Genomic DNA, 14,091 nt, shown 5'->3' on the forward strand with positions numbered 1-14,091 from the left:
TTCATCCTAAGTTCTTTATTTTGAATTTTTCGTCCTCACTATTCCTTCTATGAAGCCAATCTTCGATATAAAAGCCTACCAAAACGACAGCCTGCAATAACGAAGAAAAAGCGCCAAAATTCACTGAAAATGGGATGGATACAGCAATCGTAATAATCCAAACTGCGCCAGGTATAATCCATTTATTTGCTTTTCTGCTTTTAACAACGTAAATTTCAAGCCCGGCTAAAACAATGCCCATCACTAAATATAGAAGCAATAACTCTCTATTCATTTGCTTGTCTCCTTTCATTGTATTTATCAATCAGTTTCTTCGTAGTTTCATAATCATATCTATCTTGCAAAGCTAAAGACTTAATGAACTTCACGTACGGATCTTCATCCACCTCCATAAGCTTTACCTTTTCAATTAACTGATTAAGATTACTTCTGATTATGTGGTAGGAGCTATCATAATAGTCAGCCATGCTCTTCAATGATCCAGACGATAAAATGAACTGCTTAATAAATGCTATTTCATTATCATCGAGATTAAAGATCCAATCATTCTTCATAAGCACGCTCCTTTCTCTTTTATAATAACCTATTTTCTAATAATATTCAATAATAAGCTTTTATTTTCAACTTTATTCAACTCTCAATTTAATATTATTTTGAAAAGCGCACAACAATAACCCAAACATAAAAAAAGACGCCTTCAGCGCCCACATCATTTCTTTCTTAACGAGAAACAGGGCCTTAAAAAGCCCTGCTACTTTTAATAAAACTTCGGTTTTTAGTTTCTAGCGTCTAGGATCATTTCTAAAGCCTCGTTTGCAAGCTTGCTTGTTGGCATAATATCCCAGCCTCTATCGTAGTTTGCGATAACCTTGTTATTGTTTTTCAAAGTAAGCTTGGAAATTCGCCCCTGGTTAATCCCATATTCGCTTGGCTCTTCAAAAACCTTCATGCTGTAGCTTACAACCTGATCTTCTACTTTAAGCGTATCTTGTTCCCACATGGTTTTTTCTCCTTTGCGTCTGTGCTTTTTGCTAGTACTATATATCACTCTAAAAGCACATAATAGCAAGTCATAAATGAGAAAAAATCGCAGGTAATTCCACGATTTTTCTTTGTTTTTCGCCAATTCTTCTTTTAGTTTCTTGCCTGTTTAATCACTTGGTAGGCTTTTTGAATATCCTTGTCCAAGGTTTCAGCATCCGCAAACAGTTCGAATTCTTTACTGGTTAGTTTTCCTTCGCTTACCTTCCAAAGCTCCTCGTGAGCCTGCTCAGCGCAGGTTTTTGCTGTTTGTGCAATATCGAGCATGCTGATAGCCGAGCTAATTTTTCCTTCTTCAGCTTTTTTGATTGCGTTTAGAGCGTAGCGTCTGCAGGCTTTAACTTCGCTTGTAAGTCTTTGTAAGGTTTCTTTTTTCATAGGTTTTCTCCTTTGCTTTTGCTGATACTATATATCACTCTAAAAGCACATATTATCAAGCAATAAATGGGATAAAACCGCTGATATTTCCACTAATTATTGTTCTTACAAGTCGCTAATTTTTCGGCACTTATCCACGCCATAAACAACGCTTAGCCCGCTTCCTGTTTCCCAGGAAACCATGATTGAACCCATATCATCAACACCTCGTACTCTGCCTTTAGTGCCGATAGGAAGTGCCTGAACATCATCCATTAAGATAAGCTCTACCAAACAACCTTTAGGATAAGTTTTTCTAAGCTTTTCAACCTGTTCTCTACTTAATGCTCTCATCATTCACCTCTTTCGTTTCTAAAAGCACATGAGCCTTCTAAATGGGAAAGCAGAATTTTCCTGTCTTGTTTAAACTCATCTCCGATAAACCCGAGTCTAAGAAGAAAACATCTGAAGGCATACTTATCGTTAACCGGCTTATGCTTAGTTTCATTCACATGTTTTACTTCCAAGCTCATTTTGCAAAGAGCAGAAACAAGCTTCATGTAAGTATCCATATGGTCTTGGCTTACATCTTTAAACCAAGGAAAACTAACTGTTTCATCGTTTTCCTCTATTTCAAGACTTGTCACATCGAGTGCTTTTTTAATTAAATCACCCTTGTTTTTGATGATTTTTCTAAGCTTAGTCACATCCAGCTTATCTTTTGGAAACTCGACTGTAAGCATGCGTGTGCTTTCACTCAGGTTTTCCGGAAGGCTTATACCATAATCGCCCTCAAGTATTTGTTTTAGATCCTTTAGGTCTTCAGCATCCGTAGATGTTACTGTCCCAGTTTTATCAACTGTGAAAGGACCTATCTTGTAAGCCATGCTGGGTGTTTTAAGATACGCGGCTTTAAGACCTGTTAAGTTTTCTATTGCTTGTATGAGTGGTTTTCTTTTAGAACCTTTTAAACCATATTCTAAGCTCATTTTAATACCTCCTTTAGGTTTTTCCTTGTGTATATACATCACTCTAAAGAAGGTTTATAGCAAGTCTTATGTGCTTTCTTTTCCCTGAAAATAAGCGATATTTTTGAGAACGAAATACACGCAGGGAAGTGCCACGCCGTTGCCCCACATCTTGTATTCTGCCGAATCAGTGTGAGGATTTTTAAGCCATTTGATTATCTGATTTTTGCTTTTAGGCTTACAGGCGTTCGTGACTAGTTTCCGATGTGTTTCAAACACATCCTGCCAAAAAATAAGATCTTCATCGGTTGGATTTTCTGTTTGAAGATTATCACACCAACAGTCAGGAAAGCCCTGCAGTCTTGCACACTCTTTCGGGGTTAAACGTCTAACAGCATAGTGCTTATCCTCATTTATATCGTTTATGACAGGAGGATCTTTATAGTCACTTGCCACAAGCGTGTCTGTCATTTCTGCCTGAGCATTCGTGTGATGCGAGTTTTTACTCGTACAGTACACTATTGCAAGACCGCCTTGATTAGCTTCAGGCGAGTTTAGCCCTGTGTTAATTGTTCTTGCCAGTTTCGTTTCATACACGTTAGCACGCTTGTTTTTCGTGTTGAGTGATGTTAAACGAACGTCAAAACAGGTTTTATCACAAACCACAAAAGGCTGATTATTCCCACCTGTTCCAAACGTGGAAAGCACGGTTTGAGACACGCTAAGAGGTCCTTTATACCGTGAGTCCTGTCCGTGATTTTCAAACACGAGCGGTGGATGGTTTCCCACACTTGCTGTAAGCGTGCCGCTTTTGTTTTCAAACACGTCCATTCTGTTTCCGCCCTGATCGTTTAAACAGTATCTTTCGATTGCATCACCAGTGCCTGTTTCAAAATGTCCGGTAGTTTCTTGCCACGGCTTTCTGCTCGCCGTAGAATCCCAAGGCATGCTTTCTTGCTCAAATAATATTTTTCCGGCACTTTGTCCATCAAAATCTGCGACAAGAAAGATACGTTTTCTTCTCTGGGGTACTCCGAAGTATGAAGCATCAAGTACCCGCCATGCGAGTGAGAAATCTTCTGCCATGACAAGTCCTGCACTGCTCCATTTTTCAGGTCTAAGAGCATTAAACGTATGTCCTTTGACAGCACAGATTTCTTTGATAACTTTCTCGAAGTCTTCTCCTTTATTTGAGGAAAACGCTCCCGGAACGTTCTCCCAAACGATATATCTTGGTTTTTGTCCACCTGTTTTCCTCCTCATCTCTTTAATAATCCGAACCGCTTCAAAAAACAGGTTCGAGCGAGAACCGCTAAGACCTGCCCGTTTACCGGCAATCGACATGTCCTGACAGGGGCTTCCAAACGTGATAATATCAACCGCTTCCACAGCATCGCCTTTAATCTTTGATACATCACCTAAATGCTTAACATAAGGCAATCTTTTAGTGGTAACTCTTATAGGAAACGGCTCGATTTCACTTGCCCATAAAGGTTTAATCCCTGTAAGCGTAGCCGCTAAAGGAAAACCGCCCGAGCCATCAAAAAGGCTGGCGAGTGTAAGTGTTTCACTCATCGCCAGCCTCTTTCATCATTTCAATTGCCTGCTCGTAGCTATACTGTTTCCCATCTCGTATAAGAAGCACGTCCTTGGTTTTATCATCGTGAAACTTCATATACCGTTTAACCGCAACGTCAATGAATTTAGGTTCAAGCTCCACTCCAAAACAAACTCTGCCAATCTGTTCACAGGCTATAAGCGTGGACGCTGATCCTAAAAACCCGTCTAACACAACACTGTTTGTTTGCGTGCTTTGTTTAATAAGATAAGCAATCAGCGGCACGGGCTTACTGGAAGGATGCCCACAGCCTTCTTCCTTCGAGTTTTTAATTCCGTCAAATTCAAACACGGCTGTCTGTTTCTGATCACCATACCACTTATGTTTACCGTCTTTACGCCAACCGTAAATAATCGGCTCCATGTTAAACTTCCAGTCCGTTCGCATAAGTGGAGCTCTCGGCTTTTTCCAAATTAAACCAGCCGCCACCTTAAACCCCGCGTCCTCAAAAGCATCGTAGAAAACACGTGCTTTCATCGTTGCGTAAAACTCATAAATAGACGCGTCAGCTGCCATAGAGTTTTTGAAGTTGGTAAAAACTTTCATTAAAAACTCGTAGCCTTCTTTATCACTTAAATCATCATTTTTAATTTTCCCTGACGCGGTTTCAAGGTTTACGAAATAAGGTGCGTCTGTGCAAACAAGATTTACTTTCGTTTCACCCAGCAGTTTTTCAAACGTGGAAGAATCAGTTGAATCACCGCAAATAACACGATGCTTACCAAGCGTCCACACGTCACCTGTTTTAGAAAAACACGGTTCTTCCAATTCTTTTTCAACATCAAAATCGTCTTCGTTTACGTCTTTATCAGCATCAAAAATACTGGAAAGCTCCGCCTCGTCAAACCCGAGAAGATCAAGGTTAAAATCAGCCCCTTCAAGCTCCGACAACTCAACAGCCAATAGCTCATTATCCCAGCCTGCGTTAAGTGAAAGCTTATTATCCGCGATAATATAAGCACGCTTTTGTGTTTCAGTTAAATGGTTTTCTTTCACGCACGGAACTTTTTTAAGACCCAGTTTTAATGCCGCGGCAAGCCTGCCGTGGCCTGCAAGAATCGTATTATCCTCAGATACCAGAATTGGTGAGAGGAAACCAAACTCACGAATACTTGCCGCTATCTGAGCTACTTGCGCCTCCGAGTGCGTGCGAGCGTTTCTCACATACGGTATAAGCTCACTTACGTCAGCTAAATAATACTGCATCTCTTTTTCCATAAGCTTTCCTCCCGTTAGAAAAGACCCCAGCAAGCGAACTTTTCAAAACCACCCACCGAGTCAATGTAATCTTTCGCAATTTTCACAATCTGCGCATACGGTTTACCATCAACCATTTCATCTCCGATAGCACAAGAAAACTCAACCACCCTGCCGGTTTCCTGTGCTTTCAAAAACGCGTAAATATTAACCGACACGTCAGCTTTTGTAAGATCCTTACCATGAAGACCTCCGCCTGTAACAGAATCAGCCATGTCTGACCCGAGTTTTCGGTTAACCGCTCCCGTATCAACGTTGATACCGCCCGTCCAGTCGCCTAAAGGATTAACAAACGCATTCGGATAGTCTTTCAATAAGTCTTCTCGTTTAGCGTGAGACTGGCAGATGATAAGTTTTTCGCCATCAAGAACATACTTGCCGTCATACGGATACTTTTCATAAACCTTTCGGGCAATAGCCGAGAGTTTCTTCTGTTCGTCTGTTAGTGGCATGCCTTTAAAAATCCCGTTATCCGCGCAACGAACCATGCCGTTTTGGTTTTGGCTTAAATGCTTATCCTGTGGCACGACCGTAATATCAATCTTTACTTTCCCAGGGCTTAAACGGTGGATAATATTTTTAATATCCTTAAATTTAAACATCACCGTGCTTTCAATGAACACGGCACACTTACCATGCCCGAGCATCACTTCAACAGCAATCTTAGGATTCTCATCAATCTTGTAAGCAAGATCAACAATTGCCCCGGCAATACGATCCGCAATCTTGTCCGGGTGACTTGGATTTACTTTTTCTATCATAATTTTTCTCCTTATAATTTTTTACGTGTTAAAAGCAGGCGTTCCATTAAATCGTTTTGAGGTGAAACACCATCAAACTCAGTCGAACAGTTTTCTTTCACAATTTGGAAAATCTCATTCCAAAGCCTGACCGCCTGATTCATGTAGTTAATACCAATGTTGATAAAAGGCGATGGTATCGGTTTTCCTGTGGTCGGATGCTTGGAAAGAAACCCGAGTTTACTGGTTACTTCCTCGCATTGAATCCAACGAGCACAGCTCATTGCATACCGTTCAATAAGAGGAGATGGCACTTTACTGCTAACACCAATGTCTTTTAGCCACTTCCATGTTTCTTCAAAAATTTCTCTAGCCTGAAGCTGAGTGCCGTCTTTTTGCGTGGCGGATAAAAACTCGTGAGGCTGAGGCATTTCAGCACCTTCAAGCTCCGGAATATCAAGCACGCTTAAAGGCCTACCACCGGGGTTTCCTTCACTAGCTTTTTCAACAACCGCTTTCTTTTTACGCCCGGCACCTACGCGTCTGCCGCCACGACCGCCGATATTATTTGATTTTGTAGGCAAACTTTCCGCCTCCTTTCCTCACGAGTTTTAATTATTAAAAATTTTCGTTTTTGATTTCCCCCTATTGCCCTTTTGATTTCGCTGTTTTTGCACGCGAAGCCCTGCGCCCGTTCCCCAGGGAATAGGTTTTTAGAGATTTTGACCGCCCCTGGGGTGGTTTTTATTTGTTATGCCAGCGGTCTCCACGCTTAGCGTGAATTTTAGAGTGACAGCTTTTACATAGAGAAATAAGATTCTCTCTAGCGTGTGTTCCGCCTTCAGCAATCGGTTTAATATGATGAACCTGCTCAACAGGCACAAGCATATGGTTCTTAAAGCAAAGCTCACAGAAAGGATGCTCTTTCACATAAGAGTCCCTGACTTTCTGCCATGCTCTGCCGTAACGCTTGTGAGCATCATAAGGACGCTCGTATTTTTCGTAGCGCCGGTTCTCTTGTTTTAAGTGTTCCTCACAAAACCTGCCGTCAGTTAGGTTCGGACAGCCTTGATAAGAACACGGTCTTTTAGGTTTTCTTGGCAAGACTTATCCTCCCTTCGGGCATGAAAAAAGCCCTGAAAGATTAGTCTTTCAAGGCTTAGTATTTATAATTTTTGCTAAGTTTATAATACCATATAGAAGGCAGTGCCATCTCATGCCAAACCATGCCAAAGCATGCCAACTTTTCTCAATTTTTAGATTCGAATAGGGTTTTCAGGAAAAACAAGATGCTCTAACGCATTACCATGCCATCTGATAACTGTTCTGACACCTGCATGGAGTTCTTTACCAATATCCTCCCACGTCATGTTACTCATGTAACGGTAGCGTAAAATCATCTGCTCATCCACGCTTTCAAGTTTAGAAATCACGTCCAAAATCTGCTCTTTCAAACTGATAAGCAGCGTAATCTCCATGTTAATCTTTGCTTCTAAATCCATAACCCTTATAAGAGCTTTCACAAACGGAGCTTCTATACTTCGAGTCGTCTGCACATACTCTCGGTCGTATCTTAATGAAGAAACACTTGTAGCAAGCTCACGCAGTCTTACTACTTCATCCATGTCAGCCTTAATCCGTTTATCAAGAAGATAGGCTTGCCGTAAGTATTCTTTTTTGTTCATTCTTACCTCCATTTTGAGGTAAGTTCTCTCTAGAACCCCTTTCCCTCACTTCGTTAATTTGTAGTCTTGCTTTAACCGACTCGATTAAAGCATCCTGCACTTTAGCCTTCATGCTTAAAGCCCTCATCACGTCTTCATCAATCGTGTTCTTAGTGATAATGTGATGGATTACAACCGTGCTGGTTTGACCCTGACGGTTAAGCCTGGCGTTTGTTTGCTGGTAAAGTTCCAAGCTCCAAGTCAGGGAAAACCAGATAAGTGTAGAGCCGCCAGCTTGTAGGTTAAGACCATGACCCGCGGAAGCCGGGTGAATCAACGCTACAGGAATCATGCCGGCATTCCAGTCAGCAATATCAGCACTCGTTTTAATCTCACGCACGTTAAAACGTTTCTTAATCCGTTCAAGATCATGCTTAAACCAGTAAGCTACAAGAACCGGTTTACCGTTAGCAGCCTCGATTAAATCCTCTAACGCGTCCAGCTTACGATCATGAATATGAACGCTTTCTTTTTTCTCGTTATAAACCGCGCCGTCTGCCATTTGAAGAAGCTTATTTGAAAGAGACGCTGCGTTAATCGCATCAATCTCTTTACCCTCCAACGACACCACCATATCCTGTTTCAGCTCATCATAAAGTTTCCGCTCCTTACCGGATAACTCTACTTTCACCTCGTTTATCACACACGCCGGCATTTTCAAATAGTCTTTCGACTTCATCGAAATCGTAATATCAGCTATCTGCTTATAGATTAAACTCTCAGCACCATCTTTAGGCTTATAAGAAAAAACCATGTGCTGGTTACGCTTATCAGGATCAAAAAAGTTCTGCCGATAATACGTAATATAGCGGCCAAGCCTTTGACCCATATCAAGCAGCCTAAACTCAGCCCACAAATCCATAAGCCCGTTAGAAGAAGGAGTTCCTGTAAGACCAACAATCCTTTTAACTTTCGGCCTAGCCTTCAGTAATGCTTTAAAACGTTTCGCCTGATACGATTTAAAACTTGAAAGCTCATCTATCACAACCATGTCAAAATTAAACGGCAGGCCGCTTTTCATTATCAGCCACTCCACGTTTTCACGGTTAATAATATAAACGTGAGCAGGCGTTTTTAGTGCTTGAATCCGCTCCTTCTCAGTGCCCGTCACAATAGAATAAGTTAGGTGTTTTAAATGCTCCCACTTTTCTAACTCTAAAGGCCACGTAGTGTTTGCGACCCTAAGAGGAGCGATAACAAGAGTCCTGGAAACATCAAACGAGTCAAGCATCAGGTCGTTAATCGCTGTAAGACTTATAACACTCTTACCAAGTCCCATTTCAAGCAAAACCGCTGACACCGGGTGTGTGATAATAAAATCAGTCGCATACTTTTGATACTCATGTGGCTCGTATCGCATCAATCACACCTCCAATCTGACTCTTGTCATCAACCACGAAAACCTTAAAACCTAAAGCCTGTAAATCCTTCATCCGTTTCACCTGTAAAACTCTAGGCTTTTTACCTGGTGCTTTAAGCTCCACAAAACCAATCTTTCCACCGTTAAGTAAAACCAGCCTGTCAGGAAGCCCGTCAACGGAAGGACTCGTAAGCTTTAAACAAAGTCCTCCCATTGCTTTGACTTCACAAACGAGTTTTCGCTCAGTTTCCTTTTCTCGTAAAAAGCCCATCAGATACCTCTTTTGCCACCTCAATGATTTTCTTATCCACTTCGTTTCTCGGATCATTAGCAACATCGCCGTAAAACACGTCAATATAGTCTTTGCTTAAATCGGGATAGTCTTTAAACATGTTTTCTTCTGCTACTGAACATAGCTGACGGACTTTATCCATGGCTCTCATCAATTTATCCTGTTCTGTTTTTAAGAGGATAGAGCCTGTATCTGTGATAAGCCTTGCGCTAAGGCTCTTAAGCAGTCTCATTTCAGCTCCTGCTTTCATGTATCTTTCCATTGTTCTTGCTTGTTTACTTCTCATAATTTTTTATCCTTTCTATCGGGACAAGGACTGACAAGTGACTAAAAATTCCTTTACGCGCGAATACACGTGTTACATGTACGCTATAAGTAATAAATAAAGATTTTATTTAATATAGAATTTCATCTCTTGTCTGTCACAAGTTGTCTAAACTCAGTAACATCAGGCGTGACAACTATCAGATGATGTGACAAGCCTTAACAGCTTGTCACTAAACAACCTAAGTTGTCACACATCTTGTCTTTCATAGACTCGTTGTAAGCCATAAATTCCCACATGCTTTCGCGTGCCTGTTTTTTGCCAGTCTTTCAAACGTTTCATAATCGCCGATATTGCGTAACTGTCGATAGGCTTAATATCTTCTTTGGCTTTCCCGAAGCATTCGCACCATATTTCAATGTTGGATACTTCCATGCGTTTAATCGTGCCTTTAGGACGTGTCGAATCCTCCATGTCACGGAAGTAATCTCGCCGCCTGTAAATATCCATTTCATTCCAAGTATCGGGTAGAAGCATGTTAAGATACTCCCTGACAATGCCTTCACGGTCGTCTTGCTGCATGGCTTCACGCTGTTCTTCTTTAGCGAAAGCCTCCAAGCTCGCGTCAAGGAATAGTTCTTCACCCGCCTTGGAAATAACCATGGTTTCCGCCCATATTTGGTCAACCAGTTCTCGTGTCATTTCCCAAGGCTTATACTTGCCGTTTCCCGACACTTTCACATTCCAAAAACGCCGGTTACCCGTAACATCCCTTAAATAACCGTTTTCACTATTCGTTGTACCGAAGAACACGCACTGCCTCGGGTGTGGCGCTACACGTTTACCAAAAGAAGCACGATACTTATCGTCACGTCTTGAAACAAAAGCTTTTACCTTATCAAGGTCAGCTTTTTTCATGCCGGCAAGCTCGCTGATTTCATGAATCCAATATCCTTGGAGTTTTTCAGCCGCCGTCTTATCGTTCATGTCTGAAAGCGTGAGACTGTCTGAAAACCATTCCATGCCAAGGTTTGCTATAAACGTTGACTTGCCGATACCTTGCACACCGTTAAAAACAGGAAGGTAGTCAAATTTAATACCGGGATGGTAGATACGCATGTATGCTGCACACAGTGTTTTTCTACACACTGCACGAATATACGCGTTGTCTTCAGCACCAAGATAGTCGATAAAAAGCGTGTCTACACGTTTCACACCATCCCATTGAGGAAGACTCTCAAAATAGCGTCTTATCGGATGATAACTTCTATCATCTGATACTTTCGTGACAGCAATATCATAGTTTCTCTGTGAAAACGAGCCATAATGGTCGTCCACATAGCAGATAAGCTGCGCGTCGTCCGCGTCCCTCCAAAACTTCGCAGGATGCTGCCAAGGCACATCGCCTTTAATTTCAAGACCATCAGCCAGCTGGTTAAAAACGATTCCTTTAAGCAAAGGATCGTGTTTAATAATGAGTTTCGCATTATAAAGTGAGTTTTCTAAAACCGCGCCTTTAGACGTGTAGCGTAGTTTTTTCTTCCAATCCTCACTGTCAACAAAATCATCTTTTGCTTCCGAGAGTCTCTCGTTTGCCGCTTGAAGTTTTACTTCATCAAGACTCATCGCAAACTCGCTCATTTTCTTAAACGACTCTTTCTCGTCTAAGCTAGCGAATTTGTGCGTGCGAACAATATCAAAAGCGTTACACAGTTTCAAATATGCTGGGTCTTTAGCATGATGAGAGTAAACGAACTTGTCTTCGATAATCTCAACCCCTGCCATACTGTGTGAGGCTATAAGATGCCAGCGGTTTTCGTTATCCGTCGGCTCATACACGTCGCTTAAAAACTTTTCCAAAGCAAGACTTATCGGGTAGAATACTCGGTTAAACAATCCAACCACACCATTTTTCGCGAGTGGATCTTGCACTTTCTGCTTTTGCACCTGATTCGCTTTACTCTCACGAGACGAGGTCGGAAGCCTGGTTGGATCTATCCACTCGGGGTGAGCGGATAAAATATCATCAGGATTAAGCCAGTCTTTTTCAACCTCTTTATACTCATACACGCCGTTTCGTGGCGTGGACGGCCAGTACATGAGCTGGTTAGGCAAGTAAGAGCATTCATCAAACTGGTCAATACCCAGCATGTCAGCTAAATAACGGGATACTGCTACAAACTCGTCAGGCGTTACATTCCTCGTTAAAGGAAAAACAATTCTCACCCTCGGATTATCAGGCGTGTGGCTGTGTGTCGTGTACAGAAAAGACGTGTAAGGCGCAACACTCTCATAGACTGCAATAAAGTCTTTAGCAACATGATCCCCGTCTAAGGCAAGCATGGAGCGAAACTCAACACTGTCGACTTTTCGTCTACCATAAGCCAACGCTCCCGCAACGAAACCACCGTGGTCTTTTGCAAGATCACGGTCTGCTTTTCTCATCTTCGCATACTCTTCCGCTGACTCTGAGGTACGAATCGTAACTTTAAGACGGTCTTTAAGCTCATCATAGGTGATGGTCTTATTCACCCATGTTTTTGCCTGCCTGTTGTTACCGTAAGCGATAGCTAAACTACGCATCAATATTCACCCCCTAAATCCTTATCTGTAAAATACTTAATCGGCTGGTTTCGTTTTTCTGCCAGATTGATTTCTACTTGCATGCCGCCTGTGATTTTTTCTCCGAACACCCATAGTTCGTTGCACTTGCCTAAGAGGATAATGTCCATAAACATCGCATCCCCTCTATGCTTTTGATTCTCATCATCCATAAACGGGAAAAGCAGGTGTGGAGTGATTGGGATTGCTCCACGTGAATACGCGTAAGCCGCACACCGAATAGCGTGACTCACGTTTCTTTCTTTATCTCCACGGTAGGGAGCACAAATGTAGACGATAGGCTTAAAGTTCGGTGTTGTTTCTAAATGCTTTTTATAAGACTTACTCATCTTTAGCCTCCTGTTCAATCAAGGGGTATATCCCGTGTTGTGTCATGAGGTGATAGATGAAAAGCCTGCCTTTCTGCGTCCAATAGGTGTGAACCTTTGAATGAGTAATACCCTTAGCGTCTTCATAAGCATGCGTTTTTGTGCTGGTATAGCCTTTCTCAGCATATTTTTGATATAAAAGCCAAGTATCAGATTGCTTAAATTGGACACCAAGTTCATGTAAATAGTTGTTCATCCACTGTGCCGATTTACCATAATCTTTTGCAATCACACGCATGGAGATTATGTCTTTGCATTTAAGCACCACATCGTAATAGCTGGCTTTCGGTTTAAGCTCTGCTATCTGCTGTGTTTGCAAAGCTACAGTATTGGTAAGTTTCAGATTTTGTGCTTCAAGCAGACTCAATTTCTTATTGGCTATTTGCAACGCACGTGCCATTACCGCATCAGGCGAGTTCCACTTCTCTTCAACAGAAATAAAGTATTCTCGGAATTTTCTGCCAAGTTCTGTACGCTGAATCATACATAGCTGTTTTGCCATATCAATAGTAAGCTGATGATTGGTTAATGGACGACCTCCCGTACTTTCGCTCAAAATTGAGCAAAAGTCCCTACCTTCAATAAAACCGTAATCACACATCCTTGGAAACCAGTCCTTATAGGCGGTTTTAATTTGAAGTGCTGTATGCAAGTCTCTGCCACTTACCGTTAAATTCTTACTATCTTGGTTTACTGTAATTAGCTCTTTCATAGTAGCTACCTCCTAATTTTTATTGGAGGAACTGGCTCCTCCTATGAAGTAGCCACGGCGGATGCCAAAATCTGACGCTTTTTTGAAATTCTTTACTAATTTTTTCTCAGCCCGCTTAAGCTTCTGTGTAATGTTGTTAGCCAAGCGATCCACTGCTTTTTTGTAATCAGCATCCGTTTCAAACGCATCACGGCTAAGCATGGATGCAGCCTTTTCGTTAATCGCCATCTTCCTAATACGGACAGCCATAAAAAGATCCGCCACATCCGGCTTTAAAATCGAGTAAACAAATGACTCAACTGCCCTATATTCTTCTGAAGCGTTAATTTGATTTACTGTTTTGAAAAAGATGCCAGAGTCTCTGACATCACTCATGCAAGACTCATAATCATCAGTTTCCTCACCGTCTTCACCGCTGTAAGGCTTAGTAAAACCTTTATGCCTCTCATATTTATGCAGAGAGTTATACTCGGGACGGTTAAACTCAGCATCTACCTTTTCTTGTGCTCTTTTCTCAAACTCTTCTTCGCTTTCATCGGGAAGAAGGTCGATATTAAGCCAGCCTTTAACCTCATCAAGCTTGAGGTCGAATGTTGTAAAATGCTTGTCACAACGTAATTGAATTCTCATAAAAAATCCTCCATCTGATTTCCGATGAAGGAATTACTTGAATTCAGCTCAAATAAGGCATGACAAAACACCACAAGCTAGAATGAAGAATTCCTTCATCTTGGCTTGCAGCTGCCTTATTCGGTAAGACCGCTGTA

At 41.7% G+C, this 14,091-nt stretch carries 19 protein-coding genes; all 19 read right to left on the reverse strand.

Features of this window, described 5'->3' with window-relative positions; all coding sequences use genetic code 11:
- Position 1: 1 nt before the first annotated feature.
- Positions 2-274 (reverse strand): hypothetical protein, encoded by a 273-nt coding sequence (locus tag HXT27_RS00390; protein ID WP_103043221.1) that lies wholly within the window; start codon positions 272-274, stop codon positions 2-4.
- Positions 267-554 (reverse strand): DUF2089 family protein, encoded by a 288-nt coding sequence (locus HXT27_RS00395; RefSeq protein WP_103043222.1) that lies wholly within the window; start codon positions 552-554, stop codon positions 267-269. Before HXT27_RS00395 ends, HXT27_RS00390 begins: the two co-directional genes overlap by 8 nt.
- A gap of 221 nt (positions 555-775) precedes the next feature.
- Complete coding sequence (locus HXT27_RS00400; RefSeq protein WP_004117088.1) at positions 776-1,000, reverse strand: DUF7678 domain-containing protein; 225 nt, start codon at positions 998-1,000, stop codon at positions 776-778.
- Positions 1,001-1,134: 134 nt separating this feature from the next.
- Positions 1,135-1,419 (reverse strand): transcriptional regulator, encoded by a 285-nt coding sequence (locus tag HXT27_RS00405; RefSeq protein ID WP_103043223.1) that lies wholly within the window; start codon positions 1,417-1,419, stop codon positions 1,135-1,137.
- A gap of 105 nt (positions 1,420-1,524) precedes the next feature.
- Entirely contained in the window at positions 1,525-1,755 is a 231-nt protein-coding gene (locus HXT27_RS00410; protein ID WP_233186106.1) for a DUF4314 domain-containing protein, read from the reverse strand.
- Positions 1,752-2,387 carry a virulence protein gene (locus HXT27_RS00415; protein WP_103043225.1) on the reverse strand — a complete coding sequence of 212 codons (636 nt, stop codon included), beginning with the start codon at positions 2,385-2,387 and terminating at the stop codon, positions 1,752-1,754. The genes HXT27_RS00410 and HXT27_RS00415 overlap by 4 nt, the downstream gene beginning before the upstream one ends.
- Positions 2,388-2,453: 66 nt before the next feature.
- Entirely contained in the window at positions 2,454-3,941 is a 1,488-nt protein-coding gene (dcm, locus tag HXT27_RS00420) for a DNA (cytosine-5-)-methyltransferase (protein WP_103043226.1), read from the reverse strand.
- Complete coding sequence (locus HXT27_RS00425) at positions 3,934-5,202, reverse strand: site-specific DNA-methyltransferase (protein ID WP_103043227.1); 1,269 nt, start codon at positions 5,200-5,202, stop codon at positions 3,934-3,936. Before HXT27_RS00425 ends, dcm begins: the two co-directional genes overlap by 8 nt.
- Positions 5,203-5,216: 14 nt before the next feature.
- Complete coding sequence (locus tag HXT27_RS00430) at positions 5,217-6,002, reverse strand: S-adenosylmethionine synthetase N-terminal domain-containing protein (protein WP_103043228.1); 786 nt, start codon at positions 6,000-6,002, stop codon at positions 5,217-5,219.
- A gap of 11 nt (positions 6,003-6,013) precedes the next feature.
- Positions 6,014-6,565, reverse strand: coding sequence for a P27 family phage terminase small subunit (locus tag HXT27_RS00435; RefSeq protein WP_101890248.1), 552 nt, complete (start codon positions 6,563-6,565; stop codon positions 6,014-6,016).
- A 160-nt stretch (positions 6,566-6,725) separates the two neighbouring features.
- A complete protein-coding gene (locus tag HXT27_RS00440) occupies positions 6,726-7,085 on the reverse strand; it encodes an HNH endonuclease (RefSeq protein ID WP_020760705.1) in 360 nt (119 codons plus the stop codon).
- A 152-nt stretch (positions 7,086-7,237) separates the two neighbouring features.
- Entirely contained in the window at positions 7,238-7,666 is a 429-nt protein-coding gene (locus tag HXT27_RS00445) for an RNA polymerase subunit sigma-70 (protein WP_101887643.1), read from the reverse strand.
- Positions 7,626-9,065, reverse strand: a complete 1,440-nt coding sequence (locus tag HXT27_RS00450) for an SNF2-related protein (RefSeq protein ID WP_103043229.1) — start codon at positions 9,063-9,065, stop codon at positions 7,626-7,628. Before HXT27_RS00450 ends, HXT27_RS00445 begins: the two co-directional genes overlap by 41 nt.
- Positions 9,046-9,336 carry a VRR-NUC domain-containing protein gene (locus tag HXT27_RS00455; RefSeq protein ID WP_004125727.1) on the reverse strand — a complete coding sequence of 97 codons (291 nt, stop codon included), beginning with the start codon at positions 9,334-9,336 and terminating at the stop codon, positions 9,046-9,048. Before HXT27_RS00455 ends, HXT27_RS00450 begins: the two co-directional genes overlap by 20 nt.
- Entirely contained in the window at positions 9,308-9,643 is a 336-nt protein-coding gene (locus HXT27_RS00460) for a hypothetical protein (RefSeq protein WP_103043230.1), read from the reverse strand. Before HXT27_RS00460 ends, HXT27_RS00455 begins: the two co-directional genes overlap by 29 nt.
- Before the next feature lie 228 nt (positions 9,644-9,871).
- The gene (locus tag HXT27_RS00465; protein WP_103043231.1) at positions 9,872-12,205 is read right to left on the reverse strand and encodes a virulence-associated E family protein; all 2,334 of its coding nucleotides are present in this window, start codon (positions 12,203-12,205) and stop codon (positions 9,872-9,874) included.
- On the reverse strand, positions 12,205-12,573 hold the full coding sequence (locus HXT27_RS00470; RefSeq protein WP_103043232.1) for a DUF4406 domain-containing protein: 369 nt from the start codon (positions 12,571-12,573) through the stop codon (positions 12,205-12,207). Before HXT27_RS00470 ends, HXT27_RS00465 begins: the two co-directional genes overlap by 1 nt.
- Positions 12,566-13,324: a phage antirepressor KilAC domain-containing protein gene (locus tag HXT27_RS00475; protein WP_103043233.1), complete on the reverse strand. Its 759-nt coding sequence runs from the start codon at positions 13,322-13,324 to the stop codon at positions 12,566-12,568. Before HXT27_RS00475 ends, HXT27_RS00470 begins: the two co-directional genes overlap by 8 nt.
- A 12-nt stretch (positions 13,325-13,336) precedes the next feature.
- Entirely contained in the window at positions 13,337-13,954 is a 618-nt protein-coding gene (locus tag HXT27_RS00480; protein ID WP_103043234.1) for a hypothetical protein, read from the reverse strand.
- Positions 13,955-14,091 lie beyond the last annotated feature (137 nt).

This window comes from Gardnerella bivia (assembly GCF_049262715.1).
Taxonomy (GTDB): domain Bacteria; phylum Actinomycetota; class Actinomycetes; order Actinomycetales; family Bifidobacteriaceae; genus Bifidobacterium; species Bifidobacterium vaginale_A.

What these genes read in the sequence shown, in the direction of transcription:
- HXT27_RS00390 (WP_103043221.1), bottom strand. Translation starts at nt 274, where the DNA reads ATGAATAGAGAGTTATTGCTTCTATATTTAGTGATGGGCATTGTTTTA.
- HXT27_RS00395 (WP_103043222.1), bottom strand. Translation starts at nt 554, where the DNA reads ATGAAGAATGATTGGATCTTTAATCTCGATGATAATGAAATAGCATTT.
- HXT27_RS00400 (WP_004117088.1), bottom strand. Translation starts at nt 1,000, where the DNA reads ATGTGGGAACAAGATACGCTTAAAGTAGAAGATCAGGTTGTAAGCTAC.
- HXT27_RS00405 (WP_103043223.1), bottom strand. Translation starts at nt 1,419, where the DNA reads ATGAAAAAAGAAACCTTACAAAGACTTACAAGCGAAGTTAAAGCCTGC.
- HXT27_RS00410 (WP_233186106.1), bottom strand. Translation starts at nt 1,755, where the DNA reads ATGATGAGAGCATTAAGTAGAGAACAGGTTGAAAAGCTTAGAAAAACT.
- HXT27_RS00415 (WP_103043225.1), bottom strand. Translation starts at nt 2,387, where the DNA reads ATGAGCTTAGAATATGGTTTAAAAGGTTCTAAAAGAAAACCACTCATA.
- dcm (WP_103043226.1), bottom strand. Translation starts at nt 3,941, where the DNA reads ATGAGTGAAACACTTACACTCGCCAGCCTTTTTGATGGCTCGGGCGGT.
- HXT27_RS00425 (WP_103043227.1), bottom strand. Translation starts at nt 5,202, where the DNA reads ATGGAAAAAGAGATGCAGTATTATTTAGCTGACGTAAGTGAGCTTATA.
- HXT27_RS00430 (WP_103043228.1), bottom strand. Translation starts at nt 6,002, where the DNA reads ATGATAGAAAAAGTAAATCCAAGTCACCCGGACAAGATTGCGGATCGT.
- HXT27_RS00445 (WP_101887643.1), bottom strand. Translation starts at nt 7,666, where the DNA reads ATGAACAAAAAAGAATACTTACGGCAAGCCTATCTTCTTGATAAACGG.
- HXT27_RS00450 (WP_103043229.1), bottom strand. Translation starts at nt 9,065, where the DNA reads ATGCGATACGAGCCACATGAGTATCAAAAGTATGCGACTGATTTTATT.
- HXT27_RS00455 (WP_004125727.1), bottom strand. Translation starts at nt 9,336, where the DNA reads ATGGGCTTTTTACGAGAAAAGGAAACTGAGCGAAAACTCGTTTGTGAA.
- HXT27_RS00460 (WP_103043230.1), bottom strand. Translation starts at nt 9,643, where the DNA reads ATGAGAAGTAAACAAGCAAGAACAATGGAAAGATACATGAAAGCAGGA.
- HXT27_RS00465 (WP_103043231.1), bottom strand. Translation starts at nt 12,205, where the DNA reads ATGCGTAGTTTAGCTATCGCTTACGGTAACAACAGGCAGGCAAAAACA.
- HXT27_RS00470 (WP_103043232.1), bottom strand. Translation starts at nt 12,573, where the DNA reads ATGAGTAAGTCTTATAAAAAGCATTTAGAAACAACACCGAACTTTAAG.
- HXT27_RS00475 (WP_103043233.1), bottom strand. Translation starts at nt 13,324, where the DNA reads ATGAAAGAGCTAATTACAGTAAACCAAGATAGTAAGAATTTAACGGTA.
- HXT27_RS00480 (WP_103043234.1), bottom strand. Translation starts at nt 13,954, where the DNA reads ATGAGAATTCAATTACGTTGTGACAAGCATTTTACAACATTCGACCTC.